The sequence below is a fragment of the Paraliobacillus sp. PM-2 genome (genome assembly GCF_001368815.1).
GTDB lineage: Bacteria > Bacillota > Bacilli > Bacillales > Amphibacillaceae > Paraliobacillus.
Genome location: NZ_CTEI01000001.1, coordinates 1402621 through 1428196, shown reverse-complemented (window position 1 = coordinate 1428196; position 25576 = coordinate 1402621). Strand labels below are relative to the sequence as shown.

Below are 25576 nucleotides of genomic sequence, written 5' to 3'. Positions count from 1 at the left end.
CTTTTATCCAACTATCAATCCTTCTTAACTTCCTTTCGGTATTTAGAAGGTGTTTTATCAGTAAAGCGCTTAAAAGATTGTGTGAAGAAAGACTGGGAAGAGAATCCAACAATTTCAGCTATGGACGCAATGCTGTAGTTGGTCGTTTCTAAAAGTATTTTAGCTTCTCTTACACGAACCTTTTGTAAATATTCAATAGGAGAAATACCAATATCCTTTTTGAATGAGTGAGCTAGATAAAATTTATTAATATGTCCAATTTCAGCTAATGAGTCAAGTGAAATATCTTCGCGATAGTTTTGATTTAAATAATGTTGAATAAGTGATACAGATTTATTGAGATTTTTTGTGTTTGTTTTAGTAAGTGTAAAATTCTTATCACGTCTTAATTTAATGATGAGTATTTCAATAATATTTTGACATATTACTTCATAATCTTCTTCATTTTGTTTGATTTCACTTAATAATTTATTTAAGTAAAATAATATATCCTCTTGATCTCCACGATAAGTGTACAGTCCCATTTGTGTTTCTTTTTCTTCTGGAAGAGAAAAGGATAATCCTTCTATTCCTAAAGCTATATACTCTAGTGAATCAAGTGAATTAGATTTTTCCGTATGTTCAACATTCGGATTAATAATTACCAAATCGTTTTCTTTAACAGGTACTTCTTGATTTTGGAGTAAAATAACCCCTTTCCCTTTTACGATATAAAATAGTTCTGTGAAGTGATGGGTATGTTGTGTGCTATGCCAACCTTTGTCGTACTTTGTATGTGTAATATACAAAAGTTTTAAAGGCATTTTCTTTATGTCTTGATCTGTCATTCGATATACTTCATAAGACAAATATTTCGCCCCCATTTAATAGATCTGGTAGATGATAATCAAATTTTAACTCAACTTAATATAAAAAGCAATATATATAAAAAAGTGAACAAGATTCTTATTGTGTAAACGTTTTTATATGCGATAAGATGAAAGTGTTACAGGATAGCTATCAATCATTAAGACAAGCTGTGAAGTGAAAGTATTTGCGCATGGCAAGTTGACTATTAGAGTTTATATGATTAAAAAAGGGGTGTAAGCTTTGAACAAAAAAGGGTCAAGAAACATATTTATTACGGTTTGTGTAGCACCAGCATTGATTTTACTCGCAACATTTATGATCACACCAACCATTGAAGTCTTTCGAATGTCCATGTATCGATGGGGAGGATTTTCGAACACAAGAGAATTTGTAGGTTTAGAAAACTTTAAAGTCTTATGGAATGATATGGATTTTATTCAATCCTTTCAGAATTCCATTCTATTAATTGTACTTGTGGCTATTATTACATTGATATTTGCTGTGTTCTTTGCAGCTGTTTTAACAAAAGAACAAGTAAAGGGAGGAAATTTCTTCCGAATCATTTTCTATATTCCTAATATTCTATCGATTGTTGTTATTGCAGGGATATTTTCCGCAATCTATGATCCAAAGAGTGGGTTATTAAATAGTATATTTGGCGTTTTAAGCTTAGATAGCTTTGAACAACTATGGTTAGGCGATCAGGAAATTGTTATTTACAGTATTGCAGGTGCCTTAGTGTGGCAAGCCATTGGTTATTACATGGTAATGTACATGTCGGGTATGGCAAGTATTCCAGCTAGTTATTATGAGGCTGCTTCGCTAGAAGGTGCGAATGGAATTACTCAATTCTTTAGCATCACGCTTCCATTAATTTGGAATAATATTCGAACCACTTTAACATTCTTTATTATTAGTACGATTAACTTAAGTTTTCTATTAGTAAAAGCAATGACAGGTGGCGGACCAAACGGATCCACTGAAGTTTTCCTATCATATATGTATGACCAAGCGTATACAAATTCCACATTTGGTTATGGTATGGCGATTGGCGTTGTCGTCTTTACCTTTTCATTTGCCCTCGCTGCCATCGTCAGCAGAATTACAAAACGCGATGTGCTAGAGTATTAAGGAGGTAAAAACAGAGATGAAAAAAACAAAAGGTCTAAGCACCGATACACTTTTTAGACTATTTAACTATGTAGCTTTAATCACATTGGCCGTTACCATTATTGTACCAGTAGCGTGGGTGTTTTTCGCTTCAATTAAACAGAACGCTGAGTTTTATGAGAATCCATGGTCTTTACCAGATGGCGTTTATATCCAGAACTTTGTCGAGGCATTTGTGGAAGCACAGATGGGGGAATATCTTTTAAACTCTGTCATTGTAACTGCATTATCATTGGGGATTCTACTAGTGGTAGCCTTACCGGCAGCGTATGTGTTGTCTAGATTTAGGTTTAGAGGAAGTAATGTTTTAAATTCAGTCGTAAAAGCAGGATTATTCATCAATGTAAGTTATATCGCCGTTCCGATCTTCTTAATGTTACTAGATTGGGATAGCGCGATTAAGATGATCATTGGCGATCCATTCTTTTTAAACAATCGATTTATTCTTGCGGTGATTTATGCATCAACAGCGTTACCGTTTACCATCTTTTTATTATCGAGTTATTTCCAAACGTTGCCTTCTGATTTTGAGGAAGCTGCAAGTATCGATGGGGCGGGCTATTTCCGTACGATGATCTCGGTTATGTTTCCGATGGCCAAGCCTAGTATCATTATTGTTATTTTATTCAACTTCTTATTATTCTGGAATGAATATATCTTAGCATTGACCTTAATGCCAGGGGATAATAAGACATTACCAGTTGGATTATTGAATTTGATGGCAGCAGAACGTGCCGCAGTTAACTATGGTCCGATGTATGCCGGAATGGTTATTGCCATGTTGCCAACGATTATCTTATATATCATTGTACAAAAAAGATTAACACAAGGAATGACTGTTGGAGGTCTGAAAGGATAGGTGATTATTGATGACAGAACGAAAAGGTAGAGTAACATTACCTAGTCAGCAGAACTTTTTAGAGGAAACGAAGGAATTATTAGATTTATGGGGAGCAGATGCGCTTCGAGATAGTGATGGAACGAAACTAGATGATGAAATCAAGCAGTTAGATGCAAAGATTTATACAACTTATTTTGTTGCGCGTAGCCATAATGAATTTGCGGAAAAACATAAAGAAGAAGTGCAACAGTTGTATCTTATGTCTCAATATAATACTGCAAAAAGCTCCGAATTAGAGATATCATTTTTGGATGGTTATTTCAAAGATCAAATTCAACCAGATTACTACCACGATGTTAAAGAGTGGTGGGAAGTAATTGACCGTACAACTGGTGAAGTTGTTGATCCTAGTAATTGGGAAGTCAACCAAGAGGATAACAAAGTAGTAATTAAAAATATTGAACCTTGGCATGAATATACTGTTTCATTTTTAGCGTATATGATATGGGACCCTACACAAATGTATAATCATATTACAAATGATTGGGGAGACAAACCTCATGAAATTCCATTTGATGTGAGACAGCCAAATTCAAACCAATTTGTTAAGGATTATCTAAAAAATTGGTTACAAGAGAATCCGGATACGGATGTTGTTCGATTTACTACATTCTTCTATCATTTTACATTAGTATTTAATAACTTAGCAGAAGAAAAATTTGTTGATTGGTTTGGATATGGTGCAAGTGTATCCGTTGCGGCTTTACAAGCTTTTGAAAAAGAGAAAGGATATCGCTTAAGACCTGAAGATATTGTGGATCAAGGATACTATAATTCAACGTTTAGAGTTCCGACAAAAGCTTATTTAGATTACATTGACTTTATTCAACAATTTGTGGCTAGAGAAGTAAAAGAGTTGGTGCAACTAACGCATGATAGCGGCAAAGAAGCGATGATGTTCTTAGGTGATAATTGGATAGGGACAGAACCTTATGGAAAGTATTTCAAGGATACTGGAATGGATGCTGTTGTGGGTAGTGTTGGTGATGGAACAACATTACGAATGATTTCAGATATAGAAGGTGTGAAATATACAGAAGGAAGATTTCTTCCATATTTCTTCCCGGACACTTTCTATGAAGGAAACAACCCAGTAATCGAAGCAAATGAAAATTGGCTTACTGCAAGAAGAGCGCTTATGCGTAAGCCGTTAGATCGTATCGGTTATGGTGGATATTTAAGTTTAGCCTATAAATTCCCTGAATTTGTTGACTACGTTAAGGAGTTAACAGATGAATTTAGAGAAATATATGACAACATAAAAGGTGTTAAGCCTTATTCAGGATTAAAAGTAGCTATACTAAATTCCTGGGGTAAATTGAGAACATGGCAAACGCATATGGTAGCACATGGAAAATGGTATAAGCAAGCTTATACGTATCAAGGCATTTTAGAAGCACTAAGTGGCTCAGCTGTTGATGTTACTTTTATTAGCTTCGATGATATTATTGAAAATGGTATTGCAGATGATATTGATGTGATTATTAATGCCGGTGATGCAGGGACTTCATTCTCTGGTGGCGAGATGTGGAAAGAAAAAGAACTCACTTCTAAACTAAGAGAATGGGTAAATAACGGCGGTGGATTTATTGGTATTGGAGAACCTACTGCACATCATCACCAAGGACGTTTCTTCCAACTTGCAAACGTATTAGGTGTAGATAAAGAATTAGGATTCAGTTTGTCTACCAATAAATATTTTACAGAGACTGTTGATTCTCACTTTATTACAGAAGATATCACTACATTTGATTATGGTGAAGATATGCAAAATGTGTATGCATTAAATGATAATACGGAAATTATTGATTTTACTGGTGGAGAAATTCATCTTTCAGCATCTTCTTTTGGAAAAGGTAGAGGGGTATATATTGCTGGACTTCCATATAGTCATGAAAACACACGTTTGTTAATGCGAGCAATGTATTACGCAGCTAATAAAGAAAATGAAATGAATAAATGGTTTGCTACTAATGTTCATTGTGAAGTACATGCATATCCTGAAATAAACAAATATGCTGTTATCAATAATTCAATGGAAAAACAAACGACTACAGTCTATGATGGGGCAGGTAAGCCATACGAGTTAACATTAGAACCTAGTCAAATTATTTGGGAGGAATATACCAATGAAGGATAAAATTATGGCAATAGTAAAAGTTATCTTTTTTATCTTTTGTATGTTCTTAGTTATTTATGGACAAAAAACAGTTGGAAGATTTGAGTTGTTCATGCAATTGGCTGGCTTAGGTGGTTTATTATTCTTGCTTTGGAATTACAATAGAAAATTCGTTTAAAATGTTTGCTAAATAATTTTCAAATAAAAAGTTAGGTATAAGGGAAGGCGAGGTATGTTCATTGAAATATGCTATTGGAATTGATATTGGTGGAACAAAAATTGCATCTGGAATAGTTAATGAAAAAGGTGATTTAATTCAGAGTGAAGTGGTAGAAAGTGATCCATCTGATAGAGAGAAGATGTTTGAAAGAGTAATCAGTTGTGTGAATCAACTAATGAATCATTGTAGCATTCCAACGCAAGAGATATACGGAATAGGTGTGGGTGTTCCAGGGAAAGTGGATATTGAAAATGGAATTGCAGTATTTCAGAACAACCTCCCTTGGACTAACTTTCCACTAGTTGACCGATTGAGAGAGGCTTTACAAATTGAAAATATAGTAATAGATAATGATGTCTATATGGCTGCTTATGCCGAGTGGGCAGAAGCAAAAGTAAGTGAAGAAGAATTATTTGCCTATATTACAATAAGTACAGGCATTTCTTCCTCTTTCATTAAAGGAGGAAAATTCATTAGAGGAGCAGGGTTTGCAGGCGAATTAGGCCTTGTTCCTACTTATGCTCCAGGGCATGAGAAACCAGTCGAACGATTGGAACTCGTTGCTGCGGGACCAGCACTACAAAAGAAAGCAAGAAAAGTTTTTGATAATGAAGAATTGTCGCCAAAAGATGTTTTTGCTAAATATGAAAATGGAAATGCAGTAGCTCGAGATTTAATTGATGATATGGTTTCTTCATTTGCTCATGGTATCTATATGATAAATAGTTTACTAGATCCACATAAAATTGTATTGGGTGGAAGTATTGCTACTAAAAATCCAGCTTTATTGGGCATTATTAAGGAAAAATTAGATACACATCTTATTGATGAACAAAAACATATATTAGATGAAATACACATTAGTCATCTAGGAAGTGATCAAGGAATCATTGGAGCAGGTTTAAGGCCTTTTCGAATGATTAACGATTAGCATTTAGACTAGTAGAGATATAAATATACAAGCTAAATAGTTTTATGAAGGTGGTGCTGTATTGAGTGTTTTAGTCTTGGGTGGTGCTGGTTATATAGGCTCGCATGCTGTTTATAAGTTAATGGATTCAGGTGAAGACGTCATCATTGTAGATAACCTAGAAACAGGTCACAAAGAAGCACTACATCCAGAAGCAACTTTTTATCAAGGTGATATTAGAAAAATAGATTTCCTTAGAACGGTATTTAAAAACGAATCAATAGAATCTGTTATTCATTTTGCAGCTAATTCACTTGTCGGTGAATCCATGGAAAAACCACTTAAATATTTTGACAACAATGTTTATGGAACGCAGGTATTATTACAAGTAATGGCGGAAGAGAATGTCAAGCATATTGTATTCTCTTCAACCGCTGCAGTATATGGTGAGCCAGAGACAGTGCCTATATTGGAAACTGAAAAAACAAAACCATTAAATCCATATGGTGAAACAAAATTAACCATGGAAAAAATGTGTCACTGGGCAAGTAAAGCGCATGGAACAAAGTACGTTTCTCTTCGTTATTTTAATGTAGCAGGAGCTAGAGAATCAGGAGAGATTGGTGAAGATCATCGACCTGAAACACATTTAATTCCAATTATTCTTGAAGCTGCACTTGGAAAACGATCACATGTTACGATTTTTGGAAATGATTATGACACACCTGATGGAACATGTATACGTGATTATGTTCATGTAGAAGATCTTATTGATGCTCACATCCTTGCGTTACAATATTTAAGAGATGGTGGCAATAGCGATGTGTTTAATATTGGTAGTAATCAAGGTTTTTCTGTAAAAGAAATGATAAATACAGCAAGAGAGGTTACTGGGAAAGGAATAGTAGCTAAAAATGGTGAGCGTAGAGTAGGAGATCCTAGTACACTAGTTGCTAGTTCTGAAAAGGCAAAAAAAGTTTTAGGGTGGGACCCTACAAAAACATATTCAAAGAAAATAGTAGAAGATGCATGGAAATGGCATTCCGCTCATCCTTATGGATATGATAAAGAAGGGATAAAAGAATGATTCATGATCTTATCACAGGCTTAATTAATAAAGGTTTAACATTAGAGTTAATAGAAGATACAGATGTCAAATATGTTAAGAATAAGGTCATTGCGCTGTTAGGAATAGAAAGTGTAGAATACCCAACTACAGTAATAAATGACTCTATTCCTAGTATTCTTTCAGAAATAGTAAACTATGCTGTGGATAATCAAATTATTGACAATAACCTAGATGATAAAGAAATCCTATCGGCAAATATCATGGATTGTTTTATACCAAGACCATCTGTTGTGAATGATAAATTTTATCAGAAATATGAGAAGTCACCTGAATCTGCTACGAATTATTTCTATCAATTAAGTAAGCACAGTAATTACATTCAAACAGAAAGAATTAAGAAAAATATTTCGTTTAAGGCAGACTCTACTTATGGTGAATTAGAAATCACAATAAATTTATCGAAACCAGAAAAAGATCCAGAACAAATTAAAAAAGAGCGATTAATAAAAAAAGATGCACCAAGTTATCCAAAATGCTTGCTATGTAAAGAAAATGAAGGTTATTTAGGTAGAACAGGTTATCCAGCACGTGCAAATCATAGGTTAATAAGAATAGATATGCTAGGTGAACAATGGAATCTACAATATTCACCATATGTATATTATAACGAGCACTGTATTTTATTATCTGATAAGCATCGACCAATGAAAATCAACAGTGATGTTTTCCGAAGAATATTGACTTTCACAGAAAAGTTTCCACATTACTTCATGGGATCTAACGCTGATTTACCAATTGTTGGTGGTTCGATATTGAGTCATGATCACTATCAAGGCGGAAACTATGAATTCCCTATGATGATAGCAGAGGAATTGTTTACTTTTCAATTAAACAATTTTCCTAATGTGAAGGCTTCTGTATTAAACTGGCCTGCTTCTGTAATAAGACTTCAAGGAGAGAATATAGAAGGATTGGTTGAGGCAGCTGATCTTATACTTACTAAATGGAGAAATTACTCCGATGAAACGGCAAATATTATTTCTCACAGTGGAGAAGAAGTGCATAATACGATAACGCCTATAGCAAGAAATAAAGGAAATATCTTTGAATTAGACTTAGTATTACGAAATAATCGTACTACTGATGCGTATCCTTCTGGTATTTTCCACCCACATCAAGATGTCCATCATATTAAAAAAGAAAATATTGGACTGATTGAAGTAATGGGACTTGCTGTTTTGCCACCAAGGCTAGTAGAAGAACTGGACAGTGTTAAAAAATATATTTTAGGACAAACATCTGCTGTTAAAGAAGAACATCGGCAGTGGGCGACTATTTTAAAAAGTAAATATGGGCATTTGACAGATGAAACAGAAATGGAAACGATGATCGAGCAAGAATTAGGAGATAAGTTTGCCAGAATTTTAGAGGATATTGGTGTCTTTAAGAATCAAGATGCTTTTTTGACGTTTATTAACGAACTTAACATGAATAAATAATCAAATAACAAATAGAGATGCTTATATCCAAGTTTTAAAAGGAGGATATTTAATGTTCAATCTTACACCTGAAAAATTAGAACAAACGAAAGCAACACATACAGCAACAGAAATACATCAGCAACCAGAAGTATGGCAACAGTTATTTAGCGAGTTTACAGATCGAAAAGAAACGTATAAACAATTTATCCAGAAGGTATATGCAAAGCATGAGCATGTACGAGTGGTTTTTACTGGCGCTGGTACGTCTGCTTTTGTTGGTGATACTTTAGTTCCAGAATTAAGAAAACAAAGCAAAAGCAATGTTCAGTTTGAATCTATTCCAACAACAGATATTGTTTCTAACCCTACGAATTATTTTTCAGAAAATAAACCAACCGTACTTGTATCTTTTGCAAGGTCAGGAAATAGTCCGGAGAGTGTTGCCGCTGTTAGCTTAGGCGAGCAAATAATCAAAGACTTTTATCAAGTGATCATCACTTGTAACAACGAGGGGAAACTAGCAAAGAATGCAAAATCAGATGATAATAGTCTTGTCATCTTAACACCAGAGAAATCACACGATAAAGGCTTTGCTATGACTAGTAGTTTTACAAGTATGTTATTAACTGCTTATTCCTTATTCTCTGAAAAGGGCGTTTCCGATAAGGAAATGAATTCACTTACTGTTAATGCAACAAAATGTTTAGATGATTTTTCTGATATCATCGATCGTATCGTAGATGTCGATTTTGAAAGAATTGTCTATTTAGGATCTGGTTTGTTGGGTCAGCTTGCACATGAAGCTGCTTTAAAATTATTAGAACTTTCCGCTGGGAAGGTAGTTGCTCTTCATGAATCATCTTTAGGATTTAGGCATGGTCCGAAGTCAGTATTAAATGATAAATCCATTGTTATGTTATTCATTTCTCAAGATCCTTATACAAGAAAATATGATTTAGATATTTTAAGAGAGTTACATGCAGACGGAGTGAAAGTAGTTGCTCTTACTACAAAAGATGATCAAGAAGTAGAACAATTAGCAGAGTGGACTGTACATGTTATTCATAATGAAGATGAGCTAAGTGATTTCTATCTTTCGTTGCTTTATATTATTTTTGCTCAAGCATTCTCACTTAAAAAATCTATTCAATTAGGAATTACGCCTGATAATCCAAGCCCGGATGGTAAAGTGAATCGTGTTGTACAAGGTGTAACGATCCATCCATTTGAAAACTAAAAACAAGAATGAACAAAGATTTACAATTAGGATGATAAGGATGAGTAGGAAATGAGTTATTATATTCTAGCAGATCGGTTTCTATTAGAAGATGGTGAAAAAAAAGGTGGATATCTAAAAGTCGAGAATGGAAAATTTGACGACTTTATTGATACTGTTCCTGAGGGAAGTGAAATCGAAGATTGGAGTGGGTATACGATTGCTCCGGGATTGTTTGATACCCATATTCATGGAGTAAATGGCTACGATATTATGGATGGAACTGTCGAAGCGGTTCAAGCTATATCGGCCTCTATATTAGAACAAGGTGTAACACGGTTTTTACCGACAACATTAACTTCTTCCACTTCGGATATAGAGCAGGCCATTAAAGCAATTACAGAGGCAGATGAGCAAGCGTTACCTGGTGCACAATCTGAAGGGATTTTCTTAGAAGGTCCTTATTTTACTGAGAAACATAAAGGAGCACAAAATCCGGATCATTTTAAAACTCCTGATTTAAAGGAATTTCAAGAATGGCAGAAGATTGCAAAAGATTCTATTGTCAAAATAGCACTTGCACCAGAAAGAGAACACACGATGCAATTTATCAAAGATGTAACAGGTACTGGTGTTCAAGTTAGTATTGCTCATACAGATGCAAGTTATGATTGTTGTAAACAAGCTGTTTCAGAAGGCGCAAATAATTATGTTCACTTATTTAATGGTATGTCAGGTTTGCATCATCGGGAACCAGGTGTTGTCGGGGCAGCACTAACTGATAATAATGTATATGCTGAATTAATATGTGATGGTCATCACGTTCATCCTGATATAGCAACATTAGCTAGTGAAATAAAAAAAGAGAAACTCATTTTAATTACTGACTGTATGCGTGCAGGGTTAATGCCTGATGGAGAATATCAATTAGGTGAATTTAAAGTAGTGATGAAAGATGGAATAGCGAAGACTGAATTTGGTTCATTGGCTGGAAGTACATTACAACTAATAAATGGTGTGAAGAATCTACAAAAGTGGAGTGGTAAACCACTATATGAAATATGGCATAAAGGATCGCTTTCACCTGCTCTTAGCCTAGGCAAGGATACTAGACTTGGTAGTATTTCAAAAGGGAAAGTTGCTGATTATGTTGTATTGGATCAATCACTTGATGTGCATGCGACAGCAGTAGAAGGTACGATAAAATTCAAAAAATAATAATAGATATGCTGTGATGTCTATTATTAGGAGGTAATGAGATGGGGTACGTGCAAAATACTAAAGAAATGTTAATTAAAGCGAGAAAAGAAGGTTACGCAGTCCCTGCGTTTAACATTCATAATTTAGAAACAATTAAAACTGTTGTAGAAGCTGCTGTTGAGTTGCGATCTCCGGTTATTTTAGCCGCAACACCTGGTACAATGAACTATTCTGGTCGGGCTTATATTCAAGCAATTGTTGAAGTAGCTGCTAAAGAAAATGATATTCCAATTGCAATTCATCTAGATCACCACGAAACTTTTGAATCTATTGAAGAGTCACTTAAGCTTGGTACGAAGTCAGTTATGATTGACGGTTCACATCATACATTTGAAAAAAATATCGAAATCACGAAACAGGTTGTGGATGAAGCACATAAATATGGTGCAACTGTTGAAGGAGAATTAGGAAAACTAGTTGGTCAAGAAGATGATTTGGTAGTAGAAGCGAAAGATGCAGCGTATACAGATCCAGATACTGTTGTGGAATTTGTTGAAAAAACAGGTGTGGATTCATTAGCTGTTGCTATCGGTACTGGGCATGGTTTATATGAAACAGAACCTAATTTGGACTTTGAACGTTTAGACAAAATTAGTAATTTAGTAGATGTTCCTATCGTATTGCATGGTGCATCTGGGATTTCTAAAAAAGATGTGCAAAAATCAATCGAACTTGGTTGTGCGAAAGTAAATATTTCTACTGAGCTAAAAATTCCTTTCTCTGAAGGATTGCGCGAATTTTTGGAAAATAATCCTAATGAAACGGACCCAAGAAAATATATGAAATTAGCAAAAGATTATATGAAGAAAGCAGTTATTGAAAAAATCTTAATTTGTAAAAGTGATGGTAAAGCATAACAAACATTATTTATGGAGTGGGAGATTTCCCACTCCACTTATTGTTTGTTTTATTTGAACCAAAAGGTTTATTCAAATCGAAGTGATTTGATTTCTTTTTTGTATCAATAAATATTTATCCGTATTAAAGGAGGTAATAATATGATTTTGACGATAACATTGAATCCGTCAGTAGATATTAGTTACAATCTTGATGAATTGAATATTGACACAGTTAACCGTGTTAATGAAGTTGCTAAAACTGCTGGTGGAAAGGGACTTAATGTGAGCAGGGTATTAAGACAGCTTGATGAGCAAGTAATGGCAACAGGTTATCTAGGTGGAGAATTAGGAGCTTTCATTAGTAATGAAATAACTAAAATAGGCATACAAGATCATTTTATTAAAATAGATGAGGAAACTAGGAACTGTATAGCTATCTTACATGATGGAAAACAGACAGAGATACTAGAAAAAGGTCCTGTAATTAATGAACAGGAAGGAAACAAATTTCTAGATGTGTTCGATGAATATGTAAAAAAGGCTGATATTGTTACGATTTCAGGAAGTTTACCTAAAGGACTTAGCTATTCATTTTATTTACAGCTAATATCAAAAGCTGAAAAATACCATACTCCAGTATTATTAGATACTAATGGGAAGCTACTTAACCAGATATTAACCGATGGGGCAAAACCATTCTTGATAAAACCTAATCAAGAAGAATTAGCTCAAATTGTAAATGAAAAAATAGAGAACAGACAACAAATAATAGATCTATTACGTTCAGACATTTTTGCTAATATTCCATGGGTGGTTATCACACTTGGTGCTAACGGTGCAATCATTAAAAAAGATAATGATTTATACTATGCTCAAATTCCTAAGATAGATGCTATTAATCCGGTCGGGTCTGGCGATTCAGTAATTGCAGGATTTGCCGCTGGTTTAAAACGTAAGCTTGAAACGGAAGAATTAATTAAATTTGGACTTAGTATGGGTGTACTAAATGCCATGGAACCAAAAACAGGTTCTATTAACCCGGAAAATATGCATTCAATAGTAGATCAAATTACAGTTGAACAAATATAGTAAGGGAGTATATTAAAACGGTTGTTCAATTTCTGAAAAAAGAAATTAAACAACCGTTTTTATTGATACCAATAATATATAACCCTGCCTTAAAAATGGGTCTAATTAAAAGCTTAATTCATGAGAATCTCTTTTTGTTTTAATAATTTCAGTGTTATTGGGCGGTGAGCCCCCCATCAACGACAAACTCCGAACCAGTGCTATAACTAGATTCATCAGAAGCAAGGTATAATACGAGATTTGATACCTCTTCTGGTTTTGCTACTCTTTTATTAGGAATGAATTTTGAAAATTCTTTAACGGCTTCTTTGGCGTCTTCTTGTGCGATCATTGGTGTTTCAATAACTCCTGGATGCACAGAATTAACTCGAATATTATAATGAGCTAGACCAAGCGCAGCGGCTTTTGACATACCTCTTACAGCAAATTTTGTATCGGTATACCCAATCGCACCACCAACAAGACCATTAAGAGATGAAATATTTACGATTGAACCAATAGTTGCTTTTTTCATAGAAGGAATAACAGCTTTCATTCCTAATAGAACAGAAACTTGATTAATATCAATGATTTTTCTATACTCTTCTTCGGTGATCTCTTCAATCGTTTTATTCATTGTAATACCAGCATTGTTGACTAAGACATTTACAGGACCAAATGTATCTTCAGCAAAGGAAACAGCCTTTTCCCAGTTTTCTTTCTTCGTTACATCAAGCTTAATAAACGCTGCATTATCTCCAAGTTCATTTGCTAATTGTTCGCCTTCTTCTTCAAGAATATCAGCAATAACTACTTTTGCTCCCTCATCTACAAATAAACGAGCATGTGAAGCTCCCATTCCTCGTGAAGCCCCTGTAATAATCGCAACTTTATTGGCTAATCTGTCCATCGTAATGCCTCCTAAATATTTATTTTATTCATGTATATTTCATATGAAATACCATTAAATAACAATAGGGGGATAGGAAAGACTTATCGTAGCATAATAGATCCACCATCTGCCATCAATGTTTGACCTGTCATGTACTGCGCGTCATCAGATGCAAGAAATACAGCAACGCTACCAATATCTTTTTCTACATCACCAAAACGACCTAATGGAATTTGATTTTTTACTGACTCATAATATTCTGGTTGAGCATTCGCCCAAGCTTCGACACCTGGAGAATAAGCAATCGGACTAATAAGGTTAACATTTATACCGAATTTGCCCCATTCGTTTGCTGCTACACGAGAAATGCCGCGGATAGCTTCTTTTGCAGCAGCATAAGAAGCTTGTGTTTCGTGCCCAGCTAATCCTGCCCCAGAAGCAAAGTTAATAACATTTCCTTTTGTTTCTTTCAGATAAGGAAATGCGGCCTTCATCAAATAAAAGGTTGGATAGAATCCAGTATTAAATGATAAGTCTATGTCAGCTTGTGTTGTATCTTCAAATGATGCTTGCTTCGATGCGTGTGCATTATTAACGAGCACATCAATTTTTCCATATTTGTCTACAACAGTAGAAATAATTTTTCCAAGGTTATCTCTATCCATTAAATCAGCTTGCAAAAACATGGAGTTAGGAGAGTAAGCTTGCAGTTCTTTCTCCATTGACTTTCCAGTTTCTTCATTTACATCAACAATGGAAACGATCGCACCTTCTTTAACCATAGCTTTAGCCATACCACTGCCAATTCCACCAGCACCACCAGTAATAATCACTACTTTGTCTTTTAATCTTTCCATGTAAATGCCTCCAATTTTGATAGTAATATTTCTTAATTAGTTATATTTTAACAATAAGCATTTTGTTAATACAGTAATTTGATTTGAGTGGATCGAACCTATTCCAGTGGATTAGTGCTTATATAAAGTTACGAATACATTTTGTGTTTTATGCTAACACTTCTTGTTAAAAATAAGTGGGATTTGTACTTATGTTTAGGAGTTCTAATGTCGACGGAGCAGATGTATACAATAATCAACTATTTGAAAAATATTATGGATATTGGAAATAAAAAAATAAGTATATTTACTAGATAAGCACATACATATAACAATGAGCAAAATAAAGAAGCATTGATAAGTTCAATAAATTCATACAACAAGTGAGTATCTATCAGATAGAGTATGAACAAGGGTAAATATGGATCTTGATAATTCAGTTTATTGATAATCTGTTCACTAACTAGACGGGACGTGAGCTAAATAATTCATTATTATCTCACCTTTTTAGTCGAGAGGGTTGCTTATATCAAAAACGATTCTGGATATTGTAGAAGATATTTGCCATGTAATAAAGAAGTTCAATGTAAACGCTTGCTTTAAATCATTTTTTACAAAGGAAGAAGGGAAACTATGATTGGAATTGTCATTTGTGGTCATGGGCAATTTGCTTCAGGAATTTATTCATCTATTCAATTAATTGCTGGTGAACAAGAACATATGAAAGCAATTGATTTTAAGGAAGGGATGAATGTTAGCCAATTAAAGAATGAGTTGGGTCTAGCAATAGCAGAAGTTGAACAGGGAGATGGGGTGGTTGTTTTTACAGATATACCTGGTGGAACACCTTTCAACCAATCTGTCATTTTATCAATAGAAAGGAAGAATGTGAAAGTAATTTCTGGAGTTAATTTACCATCGTTATTAGATGGAATGTTTAGTCGTGAATTAGGGTTAGATCAATTTGTAACACAAGCCATTCGTGCTGGAGAAGATGGGCTTCAGCATTATCAATCCAAAGAAAAACAAAAAGTTGAAAGAGAAGATGGCATTTAGTAAGTAATATTTTAAAGATTTAATTCATATACATTAGGAGGGAATTTATTGATGGGTACACCAAACATTTTATTAACTAGAATTGATAATCGTTTAGTACATGGGCAAGTAGGCATGACTTGGACAAATACGTTGGGTGCAAACTTAGTTATTGTTGCTAATGATGAAGCTGCCAATGATAGTGTTCAACAAAATCTAATGGATATGGCTCTTCCGGATAGTACGGAAAGTAGATATTTTACTATAGAAAAAACCGCTCGTATTATTGGAAAAGCCGCACCAAGACAAAAGATTCTATTGGTTGTTAAGACGCCACAGGATGCATTAGAACTAGTGAAAGGGGGGGTGCCTATAAAGAAGATAAATGTAGGGAATATTCACTTTGCTGAAGGGAAAAAACAAATTTCGCCAACGGTTTCACTTGATGAAAAAGATATTCAAACGTTTAAAGAACTAGATCAACTAGGAATTGAGTTAGAAGTTAGAGGAATTCCAAACGAACGTGGTTTTGATTTAATGACAAAGATTGATTAGTTTATATGGAAGTGATATGCCATAACATTTATTGATAGGGGGAGAGACAGTGTTAGTAGAAGCTATACTTATTGGGCTATGGGCTGGTATTGCTGGTATTGATCAGTTTAATGGATTAACTCACCTACACAGACCTATCGTAGCAGGTGCTGTAATAGGTTTGATACTAGGTGACTTACAAACAGGTCTGATTGCGGGTGCAACATTAGAACTAGTTTGGGCAGGGATGGTACCACTTGCTGGTGCACAGCCACCAAACGTTGTTATAGGCGGTGTTATTGGTACAGCGTTTGCGGTTCTTGTTGGTCAAGAACCGCAAACAGCAGTTGGTATTGCTGTTCCATTTGCGGTAGCTGCACAGGCAATTATAACTTTACTATTTACTGCATATTCACCAATTATGCATAAAATGGATCAGTATGTATTAAAAGGAAATTTAAAGGCAATTGATCGACTTAATTATTTAGGTCCGGTAATTCTATTCGTTTTCTTCTTTATCATTTCATTTCTGCCAATTTATTTTGGAGCAGAAAAAGCAGCAGAATTTGTTAGCTTGATGCCAGAGTGGTTAACTAATGGACTTACAGTTGCAGGTGGAATTATGCCAGCCGTCGGTTTCGCAATGTTAATGAAAATTATGTTCAAATGGACATATGCACCATTTTTCGCGATTGGTTTTGTTGCGATAGCTTATCTACAATTACCGATTTTAGCTGTAGCAATTATCGCAGTAGCTATTGCAGCATATGATTTCTCGTTTGGTGGCGGATCTCCTAAAGTAAAAACAGCAAATGCTGGAGTGGCAGATGAGGAGGATTATTCTGATGGTATCTAAAGAACAAGAGCAAATTAATAAAGATGAAATAATAAAAGATGGTTACAATGATCCTACTTCTGAGAAAGTTTTAACAAAAAAAGATTTAAATCACATGGTATGGCGCTCTTTATTCTTACAAGCATCTTTTAACTATGAAAGAATGCAGGCTGGTGGATGGTTATATAGTATTTTACCAGGTTTGAAAAAAATTCATAAAGATAAAGATGATTTAAAAGCAGCTACATTAGACCATATGCAATTCTTTAACACGCACCCGTTTTTAATAACTTTTGTGCAATCTATCATTTTGGCAATGGAAGAAGCGAAAGAAAATAGAAGTGCGATACGAGGTATAAAGGTTGCCTTAATGGGACCATTAGGTGGTATAGGTGATGCTTTATTCTGGTTAACATTACTTCCTATTACTGGTGGTATAGCCGCATCATTAGCCACCGAAGGAAATATAATGGGGCCTATTCTATTCTTACTCGCCTTTAATGCTGTTCATTTCGGTTTACGATTCTTCTTAATGCATTATGGTTATAAAAAAGGAACTGCAGCCATTAGTTCTCTTAAAGAGGGTACAAAGAAAATATCACGTGCTGCATCTATTGTCGGTATTTCCGTTGTTGCCGCCTTAATTGCATCTTACGTAAATTTCAAACTTGATTGGACCATACAAGCAGGTGAAATACCAGTTAATATACAGACAGAAGTATTAGATTCTATTATGCCTGCATTACTACCATTAGTGTATACTGTCTTCTGTTATTGGTTACTTAAAAAAGGAAGATCTCCTTTAACTTTAATCGGTGTCACACTTGTTATTGGTATCGCAGGTAGTTTACTAGGAATTGTTTAAGAGGTAATAGATAGCAGAAAGGTGATGTATTCGTCTTTCTGCTATTTATTTGATTTAAAACGATAGTCTCCAATTTTTAGCCTAATTTGTGAAAAAATAAAGTTAAAAGTTATTAACTTTAATTCGCAAATTAGGCTTTTTCTATTGTTTCTTATAGTTTTAGTTCATGTTTTATTGTTGATGATCTGAGGTATAAGTAAAAATGGATAGTGATTGGATATATGAAAACAATTAATGAGGCATGCTATTTCGTAATCAATTGAGGAAAGGATGGTTATAATGAATATATTAGTAGTAGGAGCAAATGGTCAAATAGGGAGACACCTTGTTGCTATGATTCAAAAGAGTGAAGGGTTACAGGCGAAAGCGATGATACGTAAGCAGGAACAGGCTAATTATTTTAGAGAGTTAGGCGCCGAACCTGTTATGGTGGATTTAGAAAGTGACGTGGACGACATTGCAAAAGCAGCTCAAGATGTAGATGCAATTGTCTTTACTGCAGGATCTGGACCAAAAACAGGGAAAGATAAGACGATTTTAATTGATTTAGATGGTGCTGTAAAAACAATAGAAGCTGCTAAAAAAGTAGGTGTGAAACGATTTGTAATGATAAGCTCATTTGATACAACACGTGAAGCGATCCAAGCAGCACCATCTTCTTTTTCACCCTATGTAGTCGCAAAACATTATGCTGATGAATGGTTAAGAGGCACGGATCTTGATTATACGATTGTTCACCCAGGTGCTTTAACAAATGAAAAAGGTACAACTAAGGTCCAATTAGCAGAAAAAGTAGAACGTGGTGAAATTCCAAGAGAAGATGTGGCAGAAGTAATTTTGCAAACATTACAAAATGATAAAACAATTGGTAAGGAATTTCAGATTGTTAGCGGAGATACACCTATTAAAGAAGCTGTGCAAAATAGTTAGTTTTTTATAAGTGTTAAAGAAAGGATTGCTCATCCAATTGCAAATGGGATGCGTAATCCTTTTTTTAATAGACTAAAAAAGTCTATTTGTATTCAGAAAGGTTGCATTTCTATTTGTGTAACGTTTAATTTATTGTAAGATAGGAAGTAAGCATGCATTTTAAATTGTTGTATAAAGAGGGTTAAATATGGAATCTATAGGAATCTCAAAACAATCACAAATGGATCGAACACCATTTACCCTAGTATTAGGGTGCTTTGATATTTTTCATAGGGGAAAGCAACATGTCTTACAAACAGCAAAAAGATCATTAAAAGATACAGAAGAAAAAGTAGCTGTTATTGATTTAAATTTTTTTTTGAAGGGAAAGAAAGTGACATCAGATAAATTACTATTTCAATTATTGGAACAATATCATGTATCTAAATATACTCAATTAAGGCCACAAGAAGGAAAAACACTTGAAGATTTGATTACTGATTTATTTTCTCAATTAATAATTCACCGTATCGTAATAGATCAAGCATTACTAGATAATAATGTCCTTTCCTCGCAATTAATTAACAAATTTAGACAGATGGGTATTCAAGTGGAGGTTGTTTCTGGAGTGAAGGTAAATGAAGATACCGTCACTGATGACATGGTGTCTTCTTCCATTGTGAATGGTCATGTAGAGCAAGCTCAAGCATTGTTGGGTCAACCATATACGATTATTGGTAAAGTGGTTCATGGAGAGAAGATGGGAAGAAAACTAGGCTTTCCAACGCTTAATCTGGGAGAAGTGGACCATTATGTAATGCCTAAACCGGGAGTTTATTTTGGTATCGTTGGTATTCATAAAGAAGATGTCATTACAGAATATTATAATGTGTTAATAAGTGCTGGCTATCGTCCTGCTGTTAATGGAGATGGCTACTTAATCGAAGCTCATATTTTAAATTATACTGGAGATCTTTATGAGAATACGGTCTCTGTATCCTTTTTACATTTTATGCGTGAAGAAAAAGATTTTTCGGATCTAGATGCATTAATCATGCAAATGAAACAAGATAAAAAAATTGCAGAGAAACTTATTTCAGTTCAGAATGGATAAGAATCTTTAAAAGTAGGTGATAGAATGAAAATAGTTGGTGTTTCAGGTGCATTAGCTGGATGGAAAACAAATGTAATGGTTCATCATGTATTAGAAGCAACGAAGCAAATTAATTCGAATGCAGTCACAGAATTAATTGACCTAAGAGATGTGGAAGTAGAGTTTGTTCGAGGAGAGCCGTTAGCCTTTTATAATGAAGATACATTTCAAGTGGTCAATAAAATAATAGAAGCAGATATTATAATTTTTGGTACGCCAATTTATCAAGCATCAATTACGGGTGCTTTGAAAAATTTACTTGATCATCTGCCAGTCAACGCTTTGAAACAAAAAGTAACTGGAATAGTAACAACTGGGTCTGTAGATAAACATTTTCTTGTGTCTGAATATCATTTAAAACCAGTACTTTCTTATTTAAAAGGATTAGTTCCAACGATTTCTATCTTTGCACATAGCGAATCATTTAATGATGTAAATGAAATTGTTGATCAAGCACTTATTGAACGTATACATGCACTTGCAGCGGAAGTCACTCAACTTCAAGCAGGTCTAAATAAATAATAAAATAAAATGATACTATTAGTGATAAAATAGTTGGTTCAAAGAGCTAGGTTGGAATGCTTGCTTAAAGTTTCTGTTTTATACATAATAGTGTGTATAAATAAACTTACTGATTTATTTAGTAGGTAAAGTAGAAGTTGGGGGACAAAAATGATGAATATACTAGTAGTAAAAGCAAACAATCGACCAGCAACGGAAGCAATATCAAGCAAAATGTATGAGACATTTTTGGAATCGGTAGCAGATTTAAATGTCACAACATATGATGTTTTCGCAGAAGATACGCCTTACTTCGGTCAAGATTTATTTGATGCATTTGGTAACTTGCAAAATGGGCAAGAACTAACAGACGTGCAGCAACGTTTGTTAGATGCAAAGCAAAAGGCAAAAGATGCTGTCAGTGCTGCAGACTTAATTGTTTTTGCTTTTCCTTTATGGAATCATACAATTCCAGCAAAAATGCAAACATTTATGGATTACATTTATGAAGCAGGATTTGCATTTAAATTTGACAAATCAGGGACATTGCACCCTTTAATGACGGATAAAAAAGCAATCCTTCTAAATGCGCGTGGTGGAATGTACAATACGCCAGAGACAGATCGTCTAGATATGGCTATCAATTATATGCGTAATATATTAGGTGGTGTTTTTGGTATGGATATTATAGAAGAAGTTATTATTGAAGGGCATAACGCTATGCCAGATAAAGCGGAATCAATTATTGCAGAAGGGTTAGAACAAGTAAAGGCAGTAGCTGAAAAATTAGTAGCCAGTAAAGTTACTCAATAATTAGAGTCGAAGTCCTCGATCAATATCGAGGGCTTTTTATTATCCGCTTTTTATAAAAATAGTCGACTCCATGAATAGATAATTTTGTTATAATTCATGTAAAGGAGCGTGCTTGTATATGGTGTATATTCTATTGGGGTTATCTGTTATTTTAATTGGATTGATAGGGGCGGGATTTTACTTCTATCAAGTTGCAGTAGCTCGTGGAAACAAACCATTTCTAGAAAATGATCCAGATTTAGAAGTTGATGGAGATATTGATTTGAGTACACAAGAAGATAAAAACTGGTGGAAGAAACAACATTTTACCAAATGGACACAGAAAACTACCGATAACTTAACACTTACTGGTTATTTTTTATCGCCGGAAAACGAAACAAATAAAGTAGCCATTATTGCACATGGTTATGCTGGTGATGCAAAAACGATGAGTGGTTTTGCTCGTCTATATCATGAAGTTTTAGGCATGCATGTATTGGTACCAGATGCTAGGGGGCATGGTGAAAGTGAAGGGGACTACATTGGTTTTGGATGGCATGAGCGACTAGATTACAAGGATTGGATTGATAAAGTTACTGATTTCTTTGATTATGATGTAGAAATTGTACTTCACGGCGTTTCCATGGGTTCGGCAACAGTATTGATGGCAAGTGGAGAATCGCTACCAGATCAAGTGAAGGCTATTGTTGCGGATTGTGGTTACACTTCTGCAATGGAAGAACTTGCTTATCAGATGAAACGAATGTATCATTTGCCAGCATTTCCAATTTTGCATGTTACTAGTTTAATAACAAAATGGCGAACCGGTTATGCTTTTCAAGAAGCATCCGTACTTAAACAGGTACAACAAACCAACAAGCCAATTCTATTTGTTCATGGGGAAGAAGATGCTTTTGTGCCTAAATATATGGTGGAAGTATTGTACAAAGCGGCATTGACCACTAATAAGGAATTATTACTCATACCAGATGCTGGTCATGGATTGGCGTACCAAACCGATCAGGAAAACTATCGACAAGTGCTTTTAAGATTTGTAAATAAATATTTAAGTTCAAATGATCAGAAGGCACTATAACACGTATAGACAAAAAAATATCATACTATGTTAGAATAAAATGATGGTATAAATGAATGAGATATAGACAAGTTTAGGAGCTGTTTATAAATTGAATAAAAAAGATCTTGCTGCTCTTCGCAGACAATTTAAAGTAGATAATGATTTATTAAAAATTTCAGACATTTTTAATGTATATGTTATGAAGGAATCAGATGAGATTTATCATCATCAAAGTCAACCATTTGATATGCTTGAGAGAGAACAACAAGAGCTATTTATGACGAATTTTAAAAAAGTATTAACAGGTCAATTAGATGAGAAACTATTTGAATTACGGTTTGATTCGAAAGCAGAAAATAGTAGTCAACTTATTTTACATAAAGCATTACTTAGTGAACGTGCAGAAGATTGGAAAGACCAGATGCTTGAACTCGTTGAAAAGATGCTGAAAGATAAAACGTATGATATGGATATTGTTATTACATTTATCCGCGGAGAATATTTAAAATCCACCAAACGAAAAAATGATGATGCAGAGGACAATGCATTTGAGCCGGTTTATTCGCACCCGTTCATTTTATCAAGTGTTAATAAAACACAAGATCCAAGAAAAGAATTGTTATTTGATTATGTTGAAAAAACGTTTAAATATAATATTGTTGTTGATCCTGTAATTAATTTGAATGCTCCTTTGAAAGGGTTTTTGTTCCCATGTTTCACAAATTATACTGCTGATGTAAATCATGTGCTTTATTCAACAGGGAAATCAAATGAGCTAGATATGCACTTTATTGAAAATGTACTAAATGCAGAAGATTTTATGACTGCAGAGGAAGATAAAGCGGTTTTTGAAGAAATCGTGAAGCATGTAACAGACAATAAAATAAATACGACAACGCTTTCTAATGTGTATGAGGAAATCAATCGTACCATTGAAGAGAATGAAGAAGACGAAGCACCTAAACTTGATTACAAGGATGTTGAGCAGGTACTAAAAATGAGCGGTGTGGAGGATGTGAATACAGAGAAGGTAGAAGAAGCCTTTCATAATATTATTGATGATAAAACATATGAGTTAAAGGCAAGTAGTATTCTACCAAAATACCAATCTAAATCGATAAAAATCAAAACAAAAGTTGCAAACATAGCAATTAGTCCACAAGATTTAAAATATGTACGGCAAGTCAATTTTTTTGGAAAACGTTGTTTATTAATTGAAGTAGAAGAAGATACAGTAATTGAAGGATTTACGATGATACCAGAAGCGTTTACTACCAAAGACAATTCGTTAAAAGATGAGGATTAACTTATTTCTGTTTGACACGTCTTGTTACGAATACCCATACGATATATAAAAGTATGTATGTCGAACAGGAGAAGAGGGGCTATATGGATCAATTAAGTATGAATCAAGTACCTAGTCTAGTTACGTATGCTGTTGGTGATGTAACGGGTGATGGCGTCATTGATTATGTTTACTTAACGGCATTAAAGACAGCAGATAGTCCATACTTGCATCGAATTACTGTATTTGTTCAAGATGGTCGAACTGGAGCTGTTTGTAGTGTTGTTCTACCTGAAGATAGTGGATATGAGCCTACTTTGTTTTTAGGAGACTTTACTGGTAATCGTGTCGAAGATATTTTTATTAGTGTTCCTACTGGAGGTAGTGGAGGAATTTATAACCACTATATCTATTCATTTGCTGCATATACACCACGATTGCTTTTTGATTCAGCATTATATAACCAGCAATATCAATATCAAGTTACGTTTCAAGACCAATTTAAAGTATCCGTTCTAAGTGAAGAAAATGGATTGTTTTATATTATTGATATTTCTACTAGAGATCAGAGTTATTTAGATGAAATATACGATAAAGAGGGAAAATTAAAGGAACCGATAACAGGTTTTGTTAATCCGTTGAGCGGTATGTATGCCATTGACTTTGATTATGATGGCATTTATGAATTACTCTGTTATCAAAAAATTGCGGGAAGATATAATGCAGATGCATTAGGATATGTGATGAACACATTAGGATGGCAGCATAATCGCTTTATTTTAGAAAGACAGCATGTTGCTATACATGGAACAACGAAATCTTGATAATTACGTTTATCTATAGTAATTATATGATAGATCCTATTGCACCATTTACGCATTAGGATTTATCATACGTTAAAAAAAGTGACGTTTTTAATTAATAAAGACAATAGGTAATATTGATACATTTATATTGTGTGTAAAAGGAGGAAAAAAGTTGCAAACGATAGTATTTGATGTAGATGATACATTATATGATCAAGCACTTTCTTTTCATAATGTCTTTCGAGAGCTAGTGGATCAATCTAAGACCTATGAGGAAATTGATCAAATATACCGTGTTAGTAGAAAGCATAGTGAGCGATTATTTGATCAAAGTGAAGCAGGAGAAATTACAGAATTGGAATGGCAAATTGGTAGGATAATTGCTGCATGCAAAGATTTCCATATTCCAATGGACGGTGAAAAAGCACTGTTTTTTCATAAAAAATATATAGAAGAACAACGAAAAATCACTTTATTTGATGATGTCGAACAACTTTTAAATAACTTATACGCGCAAGAAAAACAACTTGCTATCCTTACGAATGGGGAGGCACACCATCAATCAATGAAAATCGAGCAATTACATTTAACTAAATGGATACCGGAAAATCATATTTTTATTTCAGGTGATCATGGCCATGCGAAACCAAAGAAAGAGATTTTTCATATAATCGAAAATCACTTAGATTTAAACAAATCAGAGACAGTATATATCGGTGATTCTTTTGAAAAAGATATTATCGGTGCAAAACAAGTAGGCTGGCAAGCGATTTGGATGAATCATCGTAAACGAAAGATACCAGAGAATAGCACCATTCAAGCCGATTACGAAGTACATAGTGCAAAAGCATTATTGGAGTTATTTAAATAAGTACACAACAAGTATATATTCTAGGTTTAGAACTTTTAACATAGACTCATTTGATAGGTTTTTATTGACCTTCAAATGGGTT

26 protein-coding genes are annotated in these 25576 nt (G+C 34.3%); 23 read left to right on the top strand and 3 right to left on the bottom strand.

Annotation, left to right across the window (positions count from 1 at the left end; translation table 11 throughout):
- Positions 1–14: 14 nt before the first annotated feature.
- Positions 15–827, bottom strand: a complete 813-nt coding sequence (locus tag BN1058_RS06890; RefSeq protein ID WP_090856062.1) for an AraC family transcriptional regulator — start codon at positions 825–827, stop codon at positions 15–17.
- A 262-nt stretch (positions 828–1089) separates the two neighbouring features.
- On the opposite strand from BN1058_RS06890, the gene BN1058_RS06885 reads away from it, so the two are divergent.
- From BN1058_RS06885 to pfkB, 11 genes are all read left to right on the top strand, one after another.
- Entirely contained in the window at positions 1090–1980 is an 891-nt protein-coding gene (locus tag BN1058_RS06885; protein ID WP_090854795.1) for a carbohydrate ABC transporter permease, read from the top strand.
- Between the two features lie 16 nt (positions 1981–1996).
- Positions 1997–2878 carry a carbohydrate ABC transporter permease gene (locus BN1058_RS06880; protein ID WP_090854792.1) on the top strand — a complete coding sequence of 294 codons (882 nt, stop codon included), beginning with the start codon at positions 1997–1999 and terminating at the stop codon, positions 2876–2878.
- A 10-nt stretch (positions 2879–2888) separates the two neighbouring features.
- On the top strand, positions 2889–5060 hold the full coding sequence (gene gnpA, locus BN1058_RS06875; protein WP_090854787.1) for a 1,3-beta-galactosyl-N-acetylhexosamine phosphorylase: 2172 nt from the start codon (positions 2889–2891) through the stop codon (positions 5058–5060).
- A complete protein-coding gene (locus BN1058_RS14300) occupies positions 5050–5217 on the top strand; it encodes a DUF6903 family protein (protein WP_176694453.1) in 168 nt (55 codons plus the stop codon). Before gnpA ends, BN1058_RS14300 begins: the two co-directional genes overlap by 11 nt.
- Positions 5218–5278: 61 nt before the next feature.
- Complete coding sequence (locus tag BN1058_RS06870) at positions 5279–6190, top strand: ROK family protein (RefSeq protein WP_090854784.1); 912 nt, start codon at positions 5279–5281, stop codon at positions 6188–6190.
- Positions 6191–6251: 61 nt separating this feature from the next.
- Positions 6252–7256 carry a UDP-glucose 4-epimerase GalE gene (gene galE / locus BN1058_RS06865; protein WP_090854781.1) on the top strand — a complete coding sequence of 335 codons (1005 nt, stop codon included), beginning with the start codon at positions 6252–6254 and terminating at the stop codon, positions 7254–7256.
- Positions 7253–8737, top strand: a complete 1485-nt coding sequence (gene galT / locus BN1058_RS06860; protein WP_090854779.1) for a UDP-glucose--hexose-1-phosphate uridylyltransferase — start codon at positions 7253–7255, stop codon at positions 8735–8737. Before galE ends, galT begins: the two co-directional genes overlap by 4 nt.
- A 52-nt stretch (positions 8738–8789) precedes the next feature.
- A complete protein-coding gene (locus BN1058_RS06855) occupies positions 8790–9956 on the top strand; it encodes an SIS domain-containing protein (RefSeq protein ID WP_090854776.1) in 1167 nt (388 codons plus the stop codon).
- A 51-nt stretch (positions 9957–10007) separates the two neighbouring features.
- Positions 10008–11153, top strand: coding sequence for an N-acetylglucosamine-6-phosphate deacetylase (nagA, locus tag BN1058_RS06850; RefSeq protein WP_090854773.1), 1146 nt, complete (start codon positions 10008–10010; stop codon positions 11151–11153).
- A gap of 41 nt (positions 11154–11194) precedes the next feature.
- Entirely contained in the window at positions 11195–12052 is an 858-nt protein-coding gene (gatY, locus tag BN1058_RS06845; protein ID WP_090854770.1) for a tagatose-bisphosphate aldolase subunit GatY, read from the top strand.
- A gap of 141 nt (positions 12053–12193) precedes the next feature.
- Positions 12194–13123, top strand: coding sequence for a 1-phosphofructokinase (gene pfkB, locus BN1058_RS06840; RefSeq protein ID WP_090854765.1), 930 nt, complete (start codon positions 12194–12196; stop codon positions 13121–13123).
- Positions 13124–13277: 154 nt separating this feature from the next.
- Here pfkB and BN1058_RS06835 read toward each other — a convergent pair whose 3' ends face one another.
- Both BN1058_RS06835 and BN1058_RS06830 read right to left on the bottom strand, forming a co-directional pair.
- A complete protein-coding gene (locus BN1058_RS06835; protein ID WP_090854760.1) occupies positions 13278–14012 on the bottom strand; it encodes a glucose 1-dehydrogenase in 735 nt (244 codons plus the stop codon).
- Between the two features lie 83 nt (positions 14013–14095).
- Positions 14096–14851 carry an SDR family NAD(P)-dependent oxidoreductase gene (locus BN1058_RS06830; RefSeq protein ID WP_090854757.1) on the bottom strand — a complete coding sequence of 252 codons (756 nt, stop codon included), beginning with the start codon at positions 14849–14851 and terminating at the stop codon, positions 14096–14098.
- A gap of 612 nt (positions 14852–15463) precedes the next feature.
- Here BN1058_RS06830 and agaF point away from each other — a divergent pair.
- The 12 genes from agaF to BN1058_RS06770 all read left to right on the top strand — a co-directional run bounded on the left by agaF (position 15464) and on the right by BN1058_RS06770 (position 25494).
- Positions 15464–15886: a PTS galactosamine/N-acetylgalactosamine transporter subunit IIA gene (gene agaF / locus BN1058_RS06825; protein ID WP_090854754.1), complete on the top strand. Its 423-nt coding sequence runs from the start codon at positions 15464–15466 to the stop codon at positions 15884–15886.
- Between the two features lie 51 nt (positions 15887–15937).
- Positions 15938–16420 (top strand): PTS N-acetylgalactosamine transporter subunit IIB, encoded by a 483-nt coding sequence (gene agaV, locus BN1058_RS06820; protein WP_090854750.1) that lies wholly within the window; start codon positions 15938–15940, stop codon positions 16418–16420.
- A gap of 49 nt (positions 16421–16469) precedes the next feature.
- A complete protein-coding gene (gene agaW, locus BN1058_RS06815) occupies positions 16470–17255 on the top strand; it encodes a PTS N-acetylgalactosamine transporter subunit IIC (protein WP_090854747.1) in 786 nt (261 codons plus the stop codon).
- On the top strand, positions 17245–18099 hold the full coding sequence (locus tag BN1058_RS06810; protein WP_090854743.1) for a PTS system mannose/fructose/sorbose family transporter subunit IID: 855 nt from the start codon (positions 17245–17247) through the stop codon (positions 18097–18099). The genes agaW and BN1058_RS06810 overlap by 11 nt, the downstream gene beginning before the upstream one ends.
- A 279-nt stretch (positions 18100–18378) precedes the next feature.
- Entirely contained in the window at positions 18379–19029 is a 651-nt protein-coding gene (locus BN1058_RS06805; protein WP_090854740.1) for an SDR family oxidoreductase, read from the top strand.
- 187 nt (positions 19030–19216) lie between these two features.
- Positions 19217–20122, top strand: coding sequence for a riboflavin kinase (locus BN1058_RS06800; RefSeq protein WP_090854737.1), 906 nt, complete (start codon positions 19217–19219; stop codon positions 20120–20122).
- Between the two features lie 24 nt (positions 20123–20146).
- Positions 20147–20683 carry an NADPH-dependent FMN reductase gene (locus BN1058_RS06795; RefSeq protein ID WP_090854734.1) on the top strand — a complete coding sequence of 179 codons (537 nt, stop codon included), beginning with the start codon at positions 20147–20149 and terminating at the stop codon, positions 20681–20683.
- 153 nt (positions 20684–20836) lie between these two features.
- The gene (locus BN1058_RS06790) at positions 20837–21475 is read left to right on the top strand and encodes an FMN-dependent NADH-azoreductase (protein WP_090856059.1); all 639 of its coding nucleotides are present in this window, start codon (positions 20837–20839) and stop codon (positions 21473–21475) included.
- A 118-nt stretch (positions 21476–21593) separates the two neighbouring features.
- Positions 21594–22550 (top strand): alpha/beta hydrolase, encoded by a 957-nt coding sequence (locus tag BN1058_RS06785; protein ID WP_090854731.1) that lies wholly within the window; start codon positions 21594–21596, stop codon positions 22548–22550.
- 91 nt (positions 22551–22641) lie between these two features.
- On the top strand, positions 22642–23838 hold the full coding sequence (locus tag BN1058_RS06780; RefSeq protein WP_090854728.1) for a DUF4317 domain-containing protein: 1197 nt from the start codon (positions 22642–22644) through the stop codon (positions 23836–23838).
- Between the two features lie 83 nt (positions 23839–23921).
- Positions 23922–24641, top strand: coding sequence for a spore coat protein (locus BN1058_RS06775; RefSeq protein ID WP_090854724.1), 720 nt, complete (start codon positions 23922–23924; stop codon positions 24639–24641).
- Between the two features lie 154 nt (positions 24642–24795).
- Entirely contained in the window at positions 24796–25494 is a 699-nt protein-coding gene (locus tag BN1058_RS06770) for an HAD family hydrolase (RefSeq protein WP_090854721.1), read from the top strand.
- The last annotated feature ends 82 nt before the right edge of the window (positions 25495–25576 follow it).

What these genes read in the sequence shown, in the direction of transcription:
- BN1058_RS06785 (WP_090854731.1), top strand. Translation starts at nt 21,594, where the DNA reads ATGGTGTATATTCTATTGGGGTTATCTGTTATTTTAATTGGATTGATA.
- BN1058_RS06795 (WP_090854734.1), top strand. Translation starts at nt 20,147, where the DNA reads ATGAAAATAGTTGGTGTTTCAGGTGCATTAGCTGGATGGAAAACAAAT.
- BN1058_RS06790 (WP_090856059.1), top strand. Translation starts at nt 20,837, where the DNA reads ATGAATATACTAGTAGTAAAAGCAAACAATCGACCAGCAACGGAAGCA.
- BN1058_RS06810 (WP_090854743.1), top strand. Translation starts at nt 17,245, where the DNA reads ATGGTATCTAAAGAACAAGAGCAAATTAATAAAGATGAAATAATAAAA.
- BN1058_RS06800 (WP_090854737.1), top strand. Translation starts at nt 19,217, where the DNA reads ATGGAATCTATAGGAATCTCAAAACAATCACAAATGGATCGAACACCA.
- gatY (WP_090854770.1), top strand. Translation starts at nt 11,195, where the DNA reads ATGGGGTACGTGCAAAATACTAAAGAAATGTTAATTAAAGCGAGAAAA.
- BN1058_RS06805 (WP_090854740.1), top strand. Translation starts at nt 18,379, where the DNA reads ATGAATATATTAGTAGTAGGAGCAAATGGTCAAATAGGGAGACACCTT.
- agaF (WP_090854754.1), top strand. Translation starts at nt 15,464, where the DNA reads ATGATTGGAATTGTCATTTGTGGTCATGGGCAATTTGCTTCAGGAATT.
- BN1058_RS06775 (WP_090854724.1), top strand. Translation starts at nt 23,922, where the DNA reads ATGGATCAATTAAGTATGAATCAAGTACCTAGTCTAGTTACGTATGCT.
- gnpA (WP_090854787.1), top strand. Translation starts at nt 2,889, where the DNA reads ATGACAGAACGAAAAGGTAGAGTAACATTACCTAGTCAGCAGAACTTT.
- BN1058_RS06830 (WP_090854757.1), bottom strand. Translation starts at nt 14,851, where the DNA reads ATGGAAAGATTAAAAGACAAAGTAGTGATTATTACTGGTGGTGCTGGT.
- BN1058_RS06880 (WP_090854792.1), top strand. Translation starts at nt 1,997, where the DNA reads ATGAAAAAAACAAAAGGTCTAAGCACCGATACACTTTTTAGACTATTT.
- BN1058_RS06835 (WP_090854760.1), bottom strand. Translation starts at nt 14,012, where the DNA reads ATGGACAGATTAGCCAATAAAGTTGCGATTATTACAGGGGCTTCACGA.
- BN1058_RS06855 (WP_090854776.1), top strand. Translation starts at nt 8,790, where the DNA reads ATGTTCAATCTTACACCTGAAAAATTAGAACAAACGAAAGCAACACAT.
- BN1058_RS14300 (WP_176694453.1), top strand. Translation starts at nt 5,050, where the DNA reads ATGAAGGATAAAATTATGGCAATAGTAAAAGTTATCTTTTTTATCTTT.
- nagA (WP_090854773.1), top strand. Translation starts at nt 10,008, where the DNA reads ATGAGTTATTATATTCTAGCAGATCGGTTTCTATTAGAAGATGGTGAA.
- BN1058_RS06890 (WP_090856062.1), bottom strand. Translation starts at nt 827, where the DNA reads ATGACAGATCAAGACATAAAGAAAATGCCTTTAAAACTTTTGTATATT.
- pfkB (WP_090854765.1), top strand. Translation starts at nt 12,194, where the DNA reads ATGATTTTGACGATAACATTGAATCCGTCAGTAGATATTAGTTACAAT.
- agaV (WP_090854750.1), top strand. Translation starts at nt 15,938, where the DNA reads ATGGGTACACCAAACATTTTATTAACTAGAATTGATAATCGTTTAGTA.
- galT (WP_090854779.1), top strand. Translation starts at nt 7,253, where the DNA reads ATGATTCATGATCTTATCACAGGCTTAATTAATAAAGGTTTAACATTA.